The following is a 15,188-nucleotide window of genomic DNA, read 5'->3' as shown; positions in this document are numbered from 1 at the left end:
ATACAGGATTCTATCCTATTTGAAATTAAGACCTAGGTGTACTTTACAGGTGTGAAGTTAATGGTTTTTGTTTTAACTTCTTGAATTCTATCGTTATTATTTTATTTTTATTGGATTTTAAAAAAGCGGCGTGGCGTTAGTTTGGACTAATGATAACTGATGTTTGAATCATAAATTTTTCTCTTTAACTGATTGTGTCGTTATAAATGAGGTGTTTATGCCCTTAACGCGAAGAAAATTTTTGCTGGGATCTTTGCCATTAACCTTAGTTGGTTGCACAACGCATGATGCCTTTCGTATTGCTCAGGGCGTAGCAGGAGGAGGGGCTATCGAAGATGTTGTTGTCTCTCGCGCACAGAGTAAAGCAAGGAGTTGGGTCACGAATCCTCAGTCGTTAGTAAACGATATAAAGCGAGTTGATAGTTTTCTTACACATATATCGTCTGCTTGGGGTGGTGATGATTCGGTAAAACCATCCCCGAAAGAATATGTGAAATATACTGATGGCTATACGAGTCGCGCGCTAGTTGATTTTGAAACGGGTATTGTCAGAGTGGAAAGTCAAAATAAGCAGCTCTTAAAGCAATCAATTATCAAGACGCTTTTGACGCCGGCTAACCCCGAGAAAGTAGACCTATTTTCTGATCAAGAGGTTGTGCTTGGAGATGAGCCTTTTTTATTCAATCAAATTGTTGATCAAGATCATAAGCCGATTCGTTGGGCGTGGAGGGCAGATCGTTATGCTGCCTATTTGTTGAATCAAGGTGTTCATACCCGTCAGATTAAAATGCCAGACGGCTCACAGAAAAGTGTCTCTTACGTTGAATTCCCTTTACTTCAACAGCATAAGCTTACTCGACAACATAAATACGCATCTTATGTAGAGCGTTACGCTGCAAAATATCAGTTAGCCCCAGCACTTGTTTACGCCATTATTGAAACTGAAAGTAATTTTAACCCCTATGCCGTGAGTTGGGTGCCCGCCTATGGCCTTATGCAAATTGTACCAACAACCGCAGGTAGGGACGCGTTTGAAGAGGTTCATGGCTACGCAGGTACGCCATCGGCCTCCTATTTGTTCAATATTGAAAATAATATTCGTATGGGGTGTGCTTATTTGCATATTTTACAAACTCGTTATTTAGTGAAGGTTCGCAACCCGGTTAGTAAAGAGTATTGTGTTATTGCTGCTTATAATGGCGGAGCGGGTAATGTATTAAGAAGCTTCTCTTCTCAGCGAGAAGAGGCGTTTAATATAATTAACCGATCGTCGAGTGAGCATGTATGGTCTAGCTTACGTACTAAAATGCCGGTAGAAAGTCAGGGCTACTTAGTGAAAGTGATCTCGGCTAAAAAAAGATATTAAAAGTTGTTTTTACAGGGAGTGGTTATGACAACTCGATGGATAATTAATGGATTCATTTTACTCACCCTTTTCGGATCTACCTTATCGTCTGCTGACGATAAAGCGTTGATCCAGCGATGCCAGTCTATACAAGATTCGATAAAGCAGCTTACTAACCTTAAGCGAAAGGGGGGAGATAGTAAGAAGATGAATCGCTTGCATAAGCAACGTAACGGATACAAAAAACAGTACAATGAATATGACTGCAAGCGTATTCGGCAGCATTTGAAGTGATGGTATTCTTATCACTGTAGTTACAAACTTCATTCGAACTCTTATTGCTATATAAATCTTATAGAGATAAAAATGTACCTTCTTTTTTTAGATCGTTAAAATATATCTAATTATTATCTTAATTATTTGGAGCTTTTTTTGACTCAGTTTCGTCCATGTATAGACCTGCATCAAGGTCAGGTTAAGCAGATAGTTGGTGGTAGCTTAAATGAGAGTGGCGCAGATACTAATTTTGTTAGTACATATGATGCGGCTTATTATGCGGAGCTGTATAAGACACACCAGCTTTTGGGCGGTCATGTAATTGCATTAGGCCCCGGTAATAAGGAGCAAGCATTGAAAGCGTTAGCAGCTTGGCCTGGTGGATTACAGTTTGGTGGTGGGGTTAACAATAGCAATGCCGAAGAGTTTTTACAGGCCGGAGCTTCCCATGTAATTGTGACTTCATATCTCTTCGTCGATGGTCAATTTAGTTGTGAAAGGCTGGAAACGATTAAAGCGGTAACGGGTGTAGAGCGATTAATTTTAGATCTGAGTTGTAGGCGTACTGAATCGGGTTGGCATATAGCTACAGATCGTTGGCAAACCGTCACAGATATGGAGGTTAATACGGAGACATTGTCTGAGCTAGCATCGCACTGTGCTGAATTTTTAATTCATGCTGCTGATGTGGAAGGGCTTCAGGGTGGTATTGATGAGGATCTTGTTAAGCTGCTTGGTCTTTCTTGCCCAATACCGGTGACCTACGCAGGAGGCGCCCGCTCTTTAGATGACCTTAAATTGGTTGAGCGGTTATCTGGAGGAAAGGTTGATCTGACGATAGGAAGCGCCTTAGATATTTTTGGTGGTTCTGGTGTGACACTTAATGAGTGTATTGAATGGAACAATCGATAGGCTGAAAGGGTTAGGTGCTTGACCTAACCCGTTCAGTACCGTTTTTAAATCATATCTATGGCAATATCACGGCCTTTATTCAAATAAAGATGCAAATTCTGCATATCCTTCATTGATCAGATCTTCCTTTGCTATAAAGCGTAACGATGCTGAATTGATGCAATAGCGAAGCCCACTAGGTGCTGGTCCATCATTAAAAATATGACCAAGGTGAGAATCAGCTTTAGAGCTTCTGACTTCAACCCGTTTCATAAAAAGAGAATTATCTTCTTTTTCAATGATCGGTACGCCCTTAATAGGTTGTGTGAAGCTAGGCCAGCCTGTACCTGATTTGAACTTATCTTTTGATGAAAAAAGAGGCTCTCCACTAACAATATCTACATAAATGCCTTCCCGTTTCTCGTCCCAATAAGCATTGTCGAATGGGCGTTCCGTACCGTCTTCTTGTGTCACATTAAATTGCAAAGGTGTTAAGACCGAGCGTAGATAATGCTCCGACGGTGTGACGAAACGATCGGCTGCTACATCAGCAACAGAAGCTTGGCTAGTATATTGTGTGTAATCAATTTTTAGCTCATCTCCCCAGCGGCTGCTGAGATATTGATCTCTACCTGACCCGTTCCGGTAGTAACTATAGCGAATAGGATTTTTGAGGTAATAATCTTGATGGTAATCTTCGGCCTTATAAAAACTTGTATAAGGGCTAATTTCAGTGGCCATTGGTTGATTAAAAACGCCAGATTTCTCTAATTTAGCAATGGAGGCTTCAACCGCTTTTTTCTGTGCATCGTTGTGGTAAAAAACTGCAGGTCTGTATTGTTGCCCACGGTCAACAAACTGGCCCTTGCCATCAGTAGGGTTCATACCGCGCCATAAGCGTTCTAGCAAACCTTCGTAAGAGATTACATTAGGATCATAAAACACTTGAATCGCTTCAGTATGTTTTGTTTGCCCCGATGAAACCTCTTTGTAAGTGGGGTTAGGTTTTACACCACCACTGTATCCAGAAATAACCTGGACAACGCCTTTTAACTTTTCAAAATCAGACTCAGTACACCAAAAGCAGCCGCCTGCAAATGTAGCCACGGCTAAGCGAGTGGACACTTTGTTTTGGAGAGGGTCTTCGGTAGAAGCACTTTCGGTGCCGATTACTAGACTACTAAGGCCCAATCCACTTAAAGCAATAATTGATGCCACTATAATTTTCTTCATTATTATTCCTAACCCATCCAATTGTATCTTGCATACTTGGATGCATTATTAAGAACTAGGTTCCTTCTTTTTTTAAAAAATCCTACATTGGGTGAGATTCTTGGTTTTTTGCTATGCTTATTGGATGTGTGTTTAGGTTTGTTGAAGGTATGATACAAAGAGGTGAAAAAATGAAACCGGTTGTAACAGCAAAACCATTTAGCTCACCTTGTGTTCGCAATTGCTGCCTAGATGATAATGATGTTTGTTTGGGATGCTATCGATCTATTAAGGAAATTATGCAGTGGAGCAATATGTCAGATGCTGAGAAATCAGTAACCTTAGATAAGTCTCAAAGCCGTCAGGAGCTTGCAAGGCAGAAGCATATTGAGTTGATGGATAGTTTTCAGTAAACGCTGATAGGTAAACATGTAGCTTTTCAGCGTTAAGTTAAGGGTAATCACTCTATTCAATATATAAGGGTAGGAGCGGTTTGGGTACGTTGTTCGCTTCTTATGCTTTTCTTGCTATAAGTAAAAACTCTCTATTTCCATCGCCACCTTTTATTGGGCTTTCAAAGTACTCGCAGATTTGAAGACCTAAAGACTCGCAGCAATCGATTACTTTGGTTTTTACTAGAGGGTATAAGTTAGCATCTCGAACAATTCCTCCTCGCCCTATACCCTCTTTACCCACTTCGAATTGAGGTTTGACTAGACTGATAAGGTAGCCCTCGTCTTTAATGAGAGGAATAAGAGAGGGGAGTATTTTAAGTTGAGATATAAATGAGACATCCATGACTGCAAGATCAAATCCGCTGCCTTGTTTAGTGTGTTCTAGCAGGGTTTCGCTAGGGAGTTCTCTGGCGTTAACGCGTTCATAGCATAGTACGCGAGGATCGCTTGCTAGCTTCTCAGCTAGTTGGCTATGGCCAACCTCAACGCCGATAACAGAGCTCACGCCTGCTTGAAGAAGACAGTCGCTGAAGCCGCCTGTTGATTGTCCAATATCAATGGCGATCCAACCTTCAACAGCTAATTGTTGTTTTTCTAATGCGGCTAAAAGTTTAAAAGCGCCGCGTGAAACAAAGCGATCAGCATCGTCGGTTTCGACTTTAAATTCTGTATGCTCATCAAGTTTAAGACCCGGTTTTGTAACAGGTTGCCAAATGCCTTTGTAAAAGGCTGTGACTTTGTTATTTTTGATCAAACGCTGTGCGTGGGTGCGCGTATTTGCTAAGGCGTTATTTACAAGGAGCAGGTCTACACGTTGCATGCTTTTTCCGGGTCACATTAAAGCCGTTATTATACGTGTTCTTCTGTTGGCGAGTGAAAATTTTTCTAAACTAGGAAGCATCCTTATGGCGGTGTAAACTGCTAAATTAAAAGGGGCCGGATTAAGGAAGGGATTATGGGTAAAATTTTAGGGCTTTTGGTTTTATTATTACCGTTATCTGCTTATGCAGTGAATGATGCAGAATTGGACCAATGTCGAGAATATTCTGATCCAGCAGTCAGGGGAAAGTGTGTTCAAATGTATAAAAGAACAGATACGCGGGCGGCCTCTGCGACATGTAAAAAAAGTCTTGAGTGTTGGGGGGAGCGTTACAGAGAGCAAGCAGAAAAGTATTGTGGCATAGCTTTTGAACGACGCGCAGCAAGCTCTAGTTTGTGGGCTCAACATTGGGATGGCCAGGATTTCGATCAAGTGCGTTGGTTGGATCGGGGTAAAGGTGTCATGGTCTATTTTGAAGAAGAATCCAATGTGGTATTGCAGTGTATTTTCTTTCCTAATGCGCCGGCTAAAGTACGAGTTAGTTTAGCACCACCTAAGTAGATACATAGGTTAAGTTTATAGTTAGTTGATTAAATTCCTAACTATTGATTGACGCTATAAAAGTAATTCGACTCAATTATTTTGACAGGAACGATTATGAATAAAAGTATTATCAGTACTGAAAATGCACCTTCTGCTATAGGTACATATTCACAGGCTGTGCGTGTAGGTAGTACCGTCTATATGTCAGGTCAGATCCCACTGGTGCCTGAAACAATGGAGCTGATTACCGAATCTTTTTCGGCACAGGCAGAGCAGGTATTTAAAAACTTGCAAGCGGTTGCTGATGCAGCGGGTGGTTCTTTATCTGATATTGTTAAAGTTACTATTTTACTTTCTGATATGAAATATTTTGCTGAAGTGAATGAAGTAATGGCCAAGTATTTCTCTGAACCTTATCCGGCGCGTGCGGCTTTCGCCGTAAAACAGATCCCGAAAGACGCTGATATTGAGGTGGAAGCCATTATGGTGGTAGGGGAGTAAGTAAAGCGCCTAGATATACTTTTTGAGAGCAATAATAAAAACACCGGATATCTTGCGAAGGGGATGCAAAATATCCGGTGTGTTAAGGGCATTCCTTTATGGTAACGTCCTTTATCGATGAAAGCTTTGAGCGAACTAAGCCTCAGCTTAGTAAGGGGAGTTATCCCTTAGCTGTCTTTGCTTTTTCTTGTATCTTTCTTAGCGCGACGAGGTGGGCGGTTACGGTTAGTGCTATTACCGCTTGGGCCTCTTTTTCCACGACCACCGCTTGGTGCTGCATCACTAGATAGATCTTTGATATTCAGGCGCTGACCGCAAACAATGGCTTTGCGGAGCTGCTGTACAACAGCTTTAGGCATACCCGCTGGTAGATCTACAGTTGAGCAATCGTCATAGATTTCAATGGAACCAATAAGGTTTGCATCTAGATCTGCTTCATTAGCAATAGCGCCCACAATGTTCTTTGGTGCTACACCATGTTCATGGCCAACAGCAAGCATATAGCGTTGCATTTCAACATTTGGATTGTCTTTCAGCGGTTTAGCCTGAGCTGACATTCCTTGTGGTTGACGACGAGATTTTCTATCACCACGATCATTTCTTTCTCCACGCTCTTCTCTTTCACGACGAGGTGGACGAGCCTGATCTTTCATTAATAGTGGGGTTTTACCCTGTAATAAGTGAGCAAGTGCTGAAGCAACAACCAATGGGTCTGCATCATGTTCTTGCTGGTATTCTGTTAGCAGGTTTTTATAGAACTCAATATCTTGGTTTTCAATTGTTTCTGAAATGCGATCAACAAAGCGTTTTACACGTTTTTCATTGATATCATTTGTTGACGGCAGCTGCATCTGTTCAATCTGTTGACGTGTGGCACGTTCAATAGATTTAAGCATTCGCTGTTCGCGTGGAGAAACGAATAAAATCGCTTCACCTGAACGTCCTGCGCGACCTGTACGGCCAATACGGTGAATATAAGATTCCGTATCGTATGGAATATCATAGTTCAGTACGTGGCTGATACGTTCAACGTCAAGGCCTCGGGCTACAACATCTGTTGCCACCAATATATCGATGTGGCCACGTTTTAGTTTTTCAACTGTACGTTCACGCAAGTTTTGAGAGATATCACCATTAAGTGCTTCGCATGCATAACCGCGTGCGGCTAATTTCTCTGCCAATTCTACCGTCGCTGACTTTGTGCGAACAAAAATAAGCATCGCATCAAACGTTTGCATCTCAAGAATACGTGTTAAAGCATCTAGTTTTTGGTTGCCGGAAACACGTAAGTATTTCTGGGCAATTGTAGTTGCTGTAGCAGTTTTAGATTGGATACGTATTTCAGCAGGGTTGTTTAGATGAGTCTGAGCAACCTTTTTGATCTGAGCTGGCATTGTTGCTGAGAACAATGCTATTTGGCGTTCGTTTGGCGTATGTTCAAGAACCCACTCAACATCATCAATAAAGCCCATACGAAGCATTTCATCGGCTTCGTCAAGTACGAGTGCTTGAAGGTTGTTTAATTTAAGAGAACCGCGGCGCATATGATCCATAACGCGACCGGGTGTACCAACAACCACTTGCGCACCGCGTTTAAGCTGGCGAAGTTGGCTGTCATATGCCTGACCACCGTATATAGGTAGTACGTGGAAATCGGGTAGGCTGCGGGCATAGGTTTGGCAGGCTTCTGCTACCTGAATAGCTAATTCTCGAGTCGGCGCCAGAATCAGAAGCTGCGTATTACGGCTTTTTAAGTCTAGGCGAGATAGCAATGGCAATGCAAATGCGGCTGTTTTACCGGTACCTGTCTGAGCGACACCTAAAAGGTCGCGACCTTCTAGTAAGTGAGGGATAGTGGCTGCCTGGATTGGAGACGGCGTTTCATAGCCAATTTCGTCTAGCGTTTTAAGCACGGAAGCCGCAAGGCCAAGCTCAGCAAAAGATAGCTGATCTTCTGAATTCATCTGTTTGTGTTACCTGTTTGGAATTAGGGCAGGACTGCATCAACAGTAGTCGATAACAGTATAAGCTGCTCTGGTGGGAAAGCGCGCATTATACACTGTATGCAGTTTAGAGCAAGTTTGGAAGGTTTTTTTATCCGTTTTATACCGTTATCTTATGGGTTGAGGTTATAAAACATGACTGTTTATTAATTAAACAGCTGTGTCGCTAAAGTTGGATATCTTGAAGATATATAAGTTCTCTACCACGATCTGCTATGAGTATTTGTCATTTCTTGATGGTCAGTTATTAGAGTTACGGATTATAAAGCTCTACTCTTCTAATATGCGGGCTAATAGTTTTTTAATCATGGCGGGTTCGAAGGGTTTGTCGGCCATCGCATTTACACCCGATTTTGCGACGTTACTTAAATGGGTGTGGGTGGATTCACTCGTTACCATAAGTATAGGGAGATGGGAGTATTCGGAGCTATTTCGTACATGCTCGGTCAGTTCAAGTCCATTGATAATCGGCATGTTGTAATCAGTCACAATAAGATCGAAACCTTGAGGTAAGAGGGTAATGGCTTCTGACCCGTCTATTGCTTGGGTTATTTGTGAAATACCTAAGTTATTTAATACATTAATAATTATTTTTCGTGCCATTTTACTATCATCTACAACCAGTACGCGTAGTGAGGCAGGATCATAATATTCTAGTTCTAACTCATCATTTGATAGTAGATCTAATGTTGAATTAATTGCTGTTGTGAGGTGATTATGGGTAAAGGGCTTAGGTAAAATTGCAATAACACCTGATTGTTTAAACTGATCTAGTTCGCGATGACGTGTTTCGCTTGAAACTAACATAAATGGCAGTTCACTTGTGTCAGCGTGTTGGCGAATATGGCTTAAGAGGTCCATCGCTGAACCATCAGGAAGGTGCAGAGTGCTGATGACTAAATCCGGTTTGACAACGCCAATGCGCGCGATGGCATCTTTGATTGTTTGAACTTCATCTATAGACTCAATTAATGCCTTGTTTAGTTCCTTCCTAATAATTTTTCTTTGGGTTGTTGAAGGCTCGACAAGCAGTATGTTTAGGTCTGAAGATGTAAGCTCTGTCATGGATATACCATTTTTATTTATTTTAATTGTAAATATATTTCTATGTTTTGAAAGTGTAAATCTTTAATCTTTAGTTCTTGTGTTAGATGATAGTCTATTAATTTCATTAAGTCTTTTACTCTCTTTAATACGTATTTCGCTCTTGAATAGGTTCCGTTATGAAAATCTCTATCTATATGATTATGCTTCTATTTAGTTGTTATTCATTTGCTGAAACATCGTTGTGGCGTGTAGCTAAAAATGGTCATCAATTATTTTTAGGGGGAACGGTACATCTGTTGGCTGAGGAAGATCTGCCTTTTCCTGTTGAATTTGATCAGGCCTACAGTGAAGCAGATAAAGTTATTTTTGAAACAGATATAGCAGCGTTGTCTGACCCTCAAATCCAGATGCAGCTTATGTCTCAGCTTTCATACCAAGATGGGCGATTATTAAATCAAATAATTTCACCAGAGCTTTACGAAGCGCTTAATACTTATTTAAAACAGCGTGAATTGATGCCTAATCTATTTATCTCTATGAAGCCTGCGGGTGTTATGTTGACCATGCTCGCTGTTGAGTTTAAACGTTTAGGAATTTCACAGGCGGGGGCAGATTCATTCTACTTTCAGCAGGCGATCGCTGATGGTAAGACGGTTGGCGAGCTGGAAGCTATAGATGCGCATATTGGCTCCATTGTAAATATGGGGCAAGGGAATGAAGAGTCGTTTTTGCGTCAGACTTTGGCTGATATGAAAGAGACAGAAGTGATGATGAAAGGAATTGTTCAGCATTGGAAAAGTGGTGATGTGCAAGGGCTTGAAGCTGATGTTATCGACGATATGAGATTAAACTACCCCCGTATGTATCAGTCCTTATTAGTTGAAAGAAACGAACAGTGGTTACCTCAGATTAAACAAATGTTAGAGAATGATGAGGTTGAGTTTGTTTTAGTCGGAGTCGGTCACCTGATTGGTGTTGATGGTCTATTGAAATCTCTTGCTGATCAGGGCTACAGCATAGAACAGCAGTAGGAACTCGCTATGTTAGGAACACGTATTATTTTAATGGGGATGGATAAGCATCCCAATATGTCTACACAATCCACCAATGCAGAGATGTTGTGTGCAGCAAATTATACAATTCCACTTTTTTGGTTATTATTGTTTTCCGAAGCAGAGTTAGAGAACTTTTCGGTAACGGATGATAGTGTTGCAGTCGGTGAGGAAAGTGCGAACTATCCTATATTGATTGCGGATAGTTCAGTTGTTATTGGACGTCTAAACCAGCGGTATAAGCATTTGATCCCTTTCCTTGATGCGAGCGATGCGGACCTTTTACAGCGTTGGTTAAACTTTATAACTGAACAGAATCACCCTGTTTTTGCGATTGATACCTATGAACTATGGTCCAGTAAGGATAACCCTAGTTCACTTTATGATGAAATTTCAGCTTTAATGAAAGAGTTGGATGCGCTTACTGCCACTGATACCAAACAGCAGTTACAAACGCTAGTAAACAAGGGACAGTGGCCGTTGGGTAATGGGATTGCTTTGGCCGGATTTGGTTGGTAACTTTTTTCTTAAAAAGTATGGCCGTTAATGATGGTGGTTAAGAGAGACGGATCATTTTTTAAAGATATATCAGCCGTTGGGACTAAACCTTAAAATAATTAATTTAGTCGCTATTGTTCAAAAAAAAACCGGTGCTTACGCGGTTACCCAGATAACTTCCGCATCTTCATCACTGGTTGAAATTAAAGCATGTCCCATCTCACAGTCGTAATAGGCGGAATCGCCAGTGAATAGCTCTAGTGGTTCATAGAGTTCGGTATAAAGTAATAGTGAACCACTCAAGACAAATAGAAATTCTTCGCCGTCATGTCTGACCCAATCATTAAATTCGTCAAATGTTCTTGCTCGTACTGTTGTGCGGTACGGAATCATTTTTTTTGTGCTTAATTGTGTTGCCAGTAGTTCGTGTTCATAGGTTGGAGTAGGGTGGGGCTGGCCTTCGCCGCCTCGTGTTATATCTCTGCGTCCGCCTGTTCCCGCTCCCCGCTTGGGTTGTGAAAACAGTTGAGGAATATCTATACCGAGCCCTTTTACGAGTTTATTAACTGCGGTAAACGTAGGTGATATTTGTTCATTCTCAATCTTTGATAAAGTAGATCTTGCTAAGCCGGTTAGCTTACTTGCCTCTTCTAGTGTTAGGTTCTGGCTTAAGCGAATCTCTTTTACACGCTTTCCTAACATAAGAGGTTCAAGTGTTGCCTCTGTTTGAGCATTAGCACGTTGCAGGCCTAGTTTTTCTTTCTCTTCTTTTAGGAAAAATGGCTCATCAGACATTCATGCAACTCCAATTTACTTTCTATTTTCTTGCTAAGTGTATCAGATAGTTTAGCGCTAGTAGTTTATTGATAGAAGCTAAGTGCCATTACCATGGTGTAGCTTTTACTTGTTTGGATCCAGTAACTGTTTTCGGATTAACGCTACTCTCTAGCCCTATTTTACGGTGAGAAATTTCCGTGCATCGAAGATGCTTTATGGACTAGCTATGATTTATCGTTCTTCAAAATGGAGCAAACTCTTCAATTTCAAAATAAGCTTGTTGTATACGCAGTAGCGTAGGGTTCTGATAAGTCATATCTCTGCATATAGTGTCCCACGCTGATAACTTATTTCGATCAATAATTCTGAATACTTATAGCAACGACTATCATCATGGCTATAAGCTCAGTATTAAATATTTAAGTTAAGAATTCCGCACGTGTACGAGGATTTGATTTGAATATACCTCCCAGTGCGGTTGTTTCTGTTTCAGAATTCACATCCATTACGCCGCGCGATTTTACACAGTAATGAGTTGCATTTATTGATACGGCCACATTGTCAGTATCGAGTAATGTTTGTAGCGCGATTAATATCTGTTTAGTTAAGCGTTCTTGTACTTGAGGTCGCTGACTAAAAAAGCGCACAAGGCGATTAATTTTAGATAAACCTATAATTTTATCTTTTGGTATGTACGCGACTTTTGCCGTGCCATCAATGGTCACGAAATGGTGTTCGCATGAGCTTAATACGCTGATATTGCGAACCTTGACCATCTCTTCGAGGTCCATCTTATTTTCAATCATCGTGATCTTTGGGAAATTTTCGTAATCTAAACCAGAAAAGATCTCATACACATACATTTTGGCAATGCGGTGCGGTGTTTCGAGTAAGCTATCGTCTTCTAAGTTCATACCCAGTGTGCTGACGACGTCTGACATTAACCCCTTGATTTTCTCATAGCGCTGTTCTTGGTTCATACCATTATCAATGGTGGGTGTTTCCAAACCTTTTGCTATGAGCTGGTCTCGAACTGCAGAAGCTTCTGCTGAAATCATAGTGCTACCTTTAGTTGGTTAATACAGTAAATGCCCTACGCTATAACCAGATAATCAGATCACCGGATTTGAATATAACGTCTTTATTACTACTAGTGACATTGGGTTTAATTAAAATAGATCAGGGAAAGGAAAATCATCACACATCATAAGAGGATGTTTAGTGACGTTGATCGCATGATCTAAGTCTGAGCCTTCTCGCATTGCGTTGATGATAAGCGTTAGTACAAAAGTGATTGAGTAATATTCCACATGAGATGTTAAAAATGGCAGGCTAATATCGTCATGGGCTTGCTTACTTAAGCGAGCGGCTAATTGAGCTGCTTCACTGTCGTCGAAACCTTCGTCAATGTTATGAATAAGTTCATAGATCTCATTAGGAAGGCTTTCATATAGATAGTTATCAATTTTTAGAATTATTTTTAGTAAAACGGCCTGTTCTTTTGGCTCGCTCAAAAACGGCAGGCTTACTTTTTCATTTAAGCGTTCGGCAATTTTAATTGATTCTGTTTTGTTTAACAGTTGGCGTTGAGAACGCTTGGCGAAATAGGCCTTTACTAACGCGCTATATTGATCATCTTTAAGCGATATTTTAGCCATTATAAATCCTTTAAATTACCTTGAGTCATAAAACATAACAATTTTAAGTCAGTTTTATGTCTGGGGATAGGGTAGATAAAGATTGCATGGAAAATAGGTAGGCCTATTTGGTGAGATAAGAGTCAGATCAAGAAATGCTTACAATTGTAAACAAATCGATGAAACAAGCATTTAATCAATATATGATGCTAGATAAATAAATATACGATGCAAGATAACTTGTTGTAGTCAGAGGGATTGTTGATGTTTTTCTCAGGAAAATTGAACCTTCAATTAAAAGATTTGCAGAACGAAGTTGAGCAGCTTCGTAAAGAAAATCAAAATTTGATGGCTGAAAACCAGACTTTAACGCGCCGTTGCTATGAGCAAGAGAATACTCAGAGTAACGAAGATGATGGTAAACAAGCTATTTGCGCGGCTTGGGTTGAAGGGAATGGATTGATTACCCATGTTCGGGGCACGATCTCTGAATCAGGTGATCGCCTAGAAAATGAAAAGGCTAATCTAAATGGCTCTTTTCATATTTTTGATGAAACACGCACCGCTGTTGAAACAATTTTAGAACGTGTTCACGTTATCCAACAACGAGCCCAGGATGGAAACTCCAATGTTCAAGGACTCCGAGTTGTTTCACAAGAGATTGAAACATTTGTTGGTGTGATTCGTGATATTTCGGATCAAACTAACCTGCTTGCCTTAAATGCAGCAATTGAAGCTGCCCGTGCAGGTGAGTCAGGCCGAGGATTTGCGGTTGTTGCTGATGAGGTTCGAAACCTAGCGCGTAAGGCAAGTGAAGCCAGTAACGAAATCGCTAATTTAGTTGCGCAGATTAGTTCGCAAACTACAACCGCCTCTGAAGATATTGGGCAAGTGGATATGCTCAGTAGCGAAGTTGTTGCTTCGGCTGAGCAAATAAAAGGTGGCGTTCGTGATGTAGTTCAGCTGTCTGAGCGTATGAGCGATGTTATTGACCATAGCGCTGCGGATTCTTTTATTGAAAGCGTCAAATTAGATCATGTTATTTGGAAGAATGATGTTTACCGAGGCATTGTTACAGGCAAATTAGATGATTTGTCGGCCTTAGCTGATCATACCTCTTGTCGCTTAGGTAATTGGTATTTTAATGGTATTGGCCGAGATAAATATAGCCAATTACCTAGCTTTAATAGTCTTGATGCACCACATGAGCGTGTACATTCGTCGGGCCTTGCTGCTGTAGAAGCTGCGCGTTCCGGTGATATGAAATCGGCAGCATCACATTTGGCTTTGATGGAAAAAGCGAGTGTAGAAGTTGCTACAATACTTGATCGTTTGAATACGGAATTTAAAAACAGCTAATGCCCGTATTACCCGTTGAATAACGAGGGCTATGTGAAATTAAAGGGTAGGCGACTCGTAAGGATCGCCTTATTATCTGTAGCAATGATTGCTATTTTTTGTATAGGTCTAATTGACTGAATGCTCTCTTCGCTTAATAGCTTAGCCGTATTTTGTGGATCAAAGTCAGGTTCTGATCCCATTTATATTGATCAAGCAAAAAAGCTTGGTGTCTATTTGGCTGAAAATGATATTCATTTAGTATACGGCGGTGCTCGTTCAGGATTAATGGGGGCCATCGCTTCAAGTTGCTTATCCCAAGGCGGTAAAGTGACGGGGGTAATGCCGGTCTCTTTAGAAAAGAAAGAGTCTATACAGCCAGGTTTAACTCAGCTTATTGAGGTGGATTCGCTTCAAACACGTAAATGTAAAATGCTTTCTCTGAGTGATGGCTTTATTGCCTTACCGGGGGGAAGTGGAACTTTAGATGAAATATTTGAAGTGATAACGCTATCCCAAATGGGGGAGCATACAAAGCCTTCAGCCTTTTTAAATATTAATGACTTTTATACGCCTTTAATTAGCTTTCTTGTTAAAGCAAAAGATCAAGGTTTTATCCACGCCGATTATTTAGATATGCTGATTGTATCTTCTGATATTCAGAATCTGATCCAACAGATGCAAACCTTTATTCACCCTCATACTCGGTTTAACCCATCTTAATCGGATGAGTGTCGCTAAAGCATTTAGTAAAGAAAAATTGATTGGTTAATTGTATTTAGTTATATCTCCT

At 40.8% G+C, this 15,188-nt stretch carries 17 protein-coding genes; 9 read left to right on the top strand and 8 right to left on the bottom strand.

Annotated elements, in window-relative coordinates; genetic code table 11:
* Positions 1-241 precede the first annotated feature (241 nt).
* Complete coding sequence (locus tag Q4492_RS08180) at positions 242-1,366, top strand: murein transglycosylase domain-containing protein (protein ID WP_303416815.1); 1,125 nt, start codon at positions 242-244, stop codon at positions 1,364-1,366.
* A gap of 81 nt (positions 1,367-1,447) precedes the next feature.
* On the opposite strand, the gene Q4492_RS08175 is transcribed toward Q4492_RS08180, so the two are convergent.
* Positions 1,448-1,672, bottom strand: a complete 225-nt coding sequence (locus Q4492_RS08175; RefSeq protein WP_303416814.1) for a hypothetical protein — start codon at positions 1,670-1,672, stop codon at positions 1,448-1,450.
* 105 nt (positions 1,673-1,777) lie between these two features.
* Between Q4492_RS08175 and hisA the strand changes: the two genes are divergently transcribed.
* Complete coding sequence (gene hisA / locus Q4492_RS08170) at positions 1,778-2,533, top strand: phosphoribosylformimino-5-aminoimidazole carboxamide ribotide isomerase (protein WP_303416812.1); 756 nt, start codon at positions 1,778-1,780, stop codon at positions 2,531-2,533.
* Between the two features lie 75 nt (positions 2,534-2,608).
* On the opposite strand, the gene msrA is transcribed toward hisA, so the two are convergent.
* Complete coding sequence (gene msrA / locus Q4492_RS08165) at positions 2,609-3,745, bottom strand: peptide-methionine (S)-S-oxide reductase MsrA (protein ID WP_303416811.1); 1,137 nt, start codon at positions 3,743-3,745, stop codon at positions 2,609-2,611.
* A 170-nt stretch (positions 3,746-3,915) separates the two neighbouring features.
* Between msrA and Q4492_RS08160 the strand changes: the two genes are divergently transcribed.
* Positions 3,916-4,137 carry a DUF1289 domain-containing protein gene (locus Q4492_RS08160; RefSeq protein ID WP_303416810.1) on the top strand — a complete coding sequence of 74 codons (222 nt, stop codon included), beginning with the start codon at positions 3,916-3,918 and terminating at the stop codon, positions 4,135-4,137.
* 100 nt (positions 4,138-4,237) lie between these two features.
* On the opposite strand, the gene Q4492_RS08155 is transcribed toward Q4492_RS08160, so the two are convergent.
* Entirely contained in the window at positions 4,238-4,999 is a 762-nt protein-coding gene (locus tag Q4492_RS08155; protein WP_303416809.1) for a TlyA family RNA methyltransferase, read from the bottom strand.
* Positions 5,000-5,134: 135 nt separating this feature from the next.
* Here Q4492_RS08155 and Q4492_RS08150 point away from each other — a divergent pair, with 135 nt between their 5' ends.
* A complete protein-coding gene (locus Q4492_RS08150) occupies positions 5,135-5,560 on the top strand; it encodes a hypothetical protein (RefSeq protein ID WP_303416807.1) in 426 nt (141 codons plus the stop codon).
* 96 nt (positions 5,561-5,656) lie between these two features.
* Positions 5,657-6,043 carry a RidA family protein gene (locus Q4492_RS08145; protein ID WP_303416805.1) on the top strand — a complete coding sequence of 129 codons (387 nt, stop codon included), beginning with the start codon at positions 5,657-5,659 and terminating at the stop codon, positions 6,041-6,043.
* Between the two features lie 167 nt (positions 6,044-6,210).
* Here Q4492_RS08145 and Q4492_RS08140 read toward each other — a convergent pair whose 3' ends face one another.
* Entirely contained in the window at positions 6,211-8,007 is a 1,797-nt protein-coding gene (locus tag Q4492_RS08140; protein ID WP_303416803.1) for a DEAD/DEAH box helicase, read from the bottom strand.
* A gap of 309 nt (positions 8,008-8,316) precedes the next feature.
* Positions 8,317-9,111, bottom strand: coding sequence for a response regulator (locus Q4492_RS08135; RefSeq protein WP_303416801.1), 795 nt, complete (start codon positions 9,109-9,111; stop codon positions 8,317-8,319).
* Between the two features lie 158 nt (positions 9,112-9,269).
* Between Q4492_RS08135 and Q4492_RS08130 the strand changes: the two genes are divergently transcribed.
* Complete coding sequence (locus tag Q4492_RS08130) at positions 9,270-10,124, top strand: TraB/GumN family protein (RefSeq protein WP_303416799.1); 855 nt, start codon at positions 9,270-9,272, stop codon at positions 10,122-10,124.
* 9 nt (positions 10,125-10,133) lie between these two features.
* Positions 10,134-10,664 carry a hypothetical protein gene (locus tag Q4492_RS08125; RefSeq protein ID WP_303416797.1) on the top strand — a complete coding sequence of 177 codons (531 nt, stop codon included), beginning with the start codon at positions 10,134-10,136 and terminating at the stop codon, positions 10,662-10,664.
* Positions 10,665-10,799: 135 nt separating this feature from the next.
* On the opposite strand, the gene Q4492_RS08120 is transcribed toward Q4492_RS08125, so the two are convergent.
* The 3 genes from Q4492_RS08120 to Q4492_RS08110 form a co-directional block, all read right to left on the bottom strand.
* Positions 10,800-11,438, bottom strand: coding sequence for a helix-turn-helix domain-containing protein (locus tag Q4492_RS08120; RefSeq protein WP_303416795.1), 639 nt, complete (start codon positions 11,436-11,438; stop codon positions 10,800-10,802).
* Positions 11,439-11,839: 401 nt separating this feature from the next.
* Entirely contained in the window at positions 11,840-12,478 is a 639-nt protein-coding gene (gene folE / locus Q4492_RS08115) for a GTP cyclohydrolase I FolE (RefSeq protein WP_067864337.1), read from the bottom strand.
* 111 nt (positions 12,479-12,589) lie between these two features.
* Complete coding sequence (locus Q4492_RS08110; protein WP_303416792.1) at positions 12,590-13,078, bottom strand: hypothetical protein; 489 nt, start codon at positions 13,076-13,078, stop codon at positions 12,590-12,592.
* A gap of 243 nt (positions 13,079-13,321) precedes the next feature.
* On the opposite strand from Q4492_RS08110, the gene Q4492_RS08105 reads away from it, so the two are divergent.
* Both Q4492_RS08105 and Q4492_RS08100 read left to right on the top strand, forming a co-directional pair.
* Positions 13,322-14,416, top strand: a complete 1,095-nt coding sequence (locus Q4492_RS08105; protein WP_303416791.1) for a methyl-accepting chemotaxis protein — start codon at positions 13,322-13,324, stop codon at positions 14,414-14,416.
* A 120-nt stretch (positions 14,417-14,536) separates the two neighbouring features.
* Positions 14,537-15,118, top strand: coding sequence for a TIGR00730 family Rossman fold protein (locus Q4492_RS08100; RefSeq protein WP_303416789.1), 582 nt, complete (start codon positions 14,537-14,539; stop codon positions 15,116-15,118).
* Positions 15,119-15,188 lie beyond the last annotated feature (70 nt).

This window comes from Neptuniibacter sp. 1_MG-2023, assembly GCF_030547185.1.
Taxonomy (GTDB): Bacteria; Pseudomonadota; Gammaproteobacteria; order Pseudomonadales; family Balneatricaceae; genus Neptuniibacter.
The sequence above is the reverse complement of the archived record's forward strand: the minus strand, read 5'-3'. Positions and strand labels throughout refer to the sequence as shown.

What these genes read in the sequence shown, in the direction of transcription:
- Q4492_RS08175 (WP_303416814.1), bottom strand. Translation starts at nt 1,672, where the DNA reads ATGAAGTTTGTAACTACAGTGATAAGAATACCATCACTTCAAATGCTG.
- msrA (WP_303416811.1), bottom strand. Translation starts at nt 3,745, where the DNA reads ATGAAGAAAATTATAGTGGCATCAATTATTGCTTTAAGTGGATTGGGC.
- Q4492_RS08160 (WP_303416810.1), top strand. Translation starts at nt 3,916, where the DNA reads ATGAAACCGGTTGTAACAGCAAAACCATTTAGCTCACCTTGTGTTCGC.
- Q4492_RS08155 (WP_303416809.1), bottom strand. Translation starts at nt 4,999, where the DNA reads ATGCAACGTGTAGACCTGCTCCTTGTAAATAACGCCTTAGCAAATACG.
- Q4492_RS08150 (WP_303416807.1), top strand. Translation starts at nt 5,135, where the DNA reads ATGGGTAAAATTTTAGGGCTTTTGGTTTTATTATTACCGTTATCTGCT.
- Q4492_RS08145 (WP_303416805.1), top strand. Translation starts at nt 5,657, where the DNA reads ATGAATAAAAGTATTATCAGTACTGAAAATGCACCTTCTGCTATAGGT.
- Q4492_RS08140 (WP_303416803.1), bottom strand. Translation starts at nt 8,007, where the DNA reads ATGAATTCAGAAGATCAGCTATCTTTTGCTGAGCTTGGCCTTGCGGCT.
- Q4492_RS08135 (WP_303416801.1), bottom strand. Translation starts at nt 9,111, where the DNA reads ATGACAGAGCTTACATCTTCAGACCTAAACATACTGCTTGTCGAGCCT.
- Q4492_RS08130 (WP_303416799.1), top strand. Translation starts at nt 9,270, where the DNA reads ATGAAAATCTCTATCTATATGATTATGCTTCTATTTAGTTGTTATTCA.
- Q4492_RS08125 (WP_303416797.1), top strand. Translation starts at nt 10,134, where the DNA reads ATGTTAGGAACACGTATTATTTTAATGGGGATGGATAAGCATCCCAAT.
- Q4492_RS08120 (WP_303416795.1), bottom strand. Translation starts at nt 11,438, where the DNA reads ATGTCTGATGAGCCATTTTTCCTAAAAGAAGAGAAAGAAAAACTAGGC.
- folE (WP_067864337.1), bottom strand. Translation starts at nt 12,478, where the DNA reads ATGATTTCAGCAGAAGCTTCTGCAGTTCGAGACCAGCTCATAGCAAAA.
- Q4492_RS08110 (WP_303416792.1), bottom strand. Translation starts at nt 13,078, where the DNA reads ATGGCTAAAATATCGCTTAAAGATGATCAATATAGCGCGTTAGTAAAG.
- Q4492_RS08105 (WP_303416791.1), top strand. Translation starts at nt 13,322, where the DNA reads ATGTTTTTCTCAGGAAAATTGAACCTTCAATTAAAAGATTTGCAGAAC.
- Q4492_RS08100 (WP_303416789.1), top strand. Translation starts at nt 14,537, where the DNA reads ATGCTCTCTTCGCTTAATAGCTTAGCCGTATTTTGTGGATCAAAGTCA.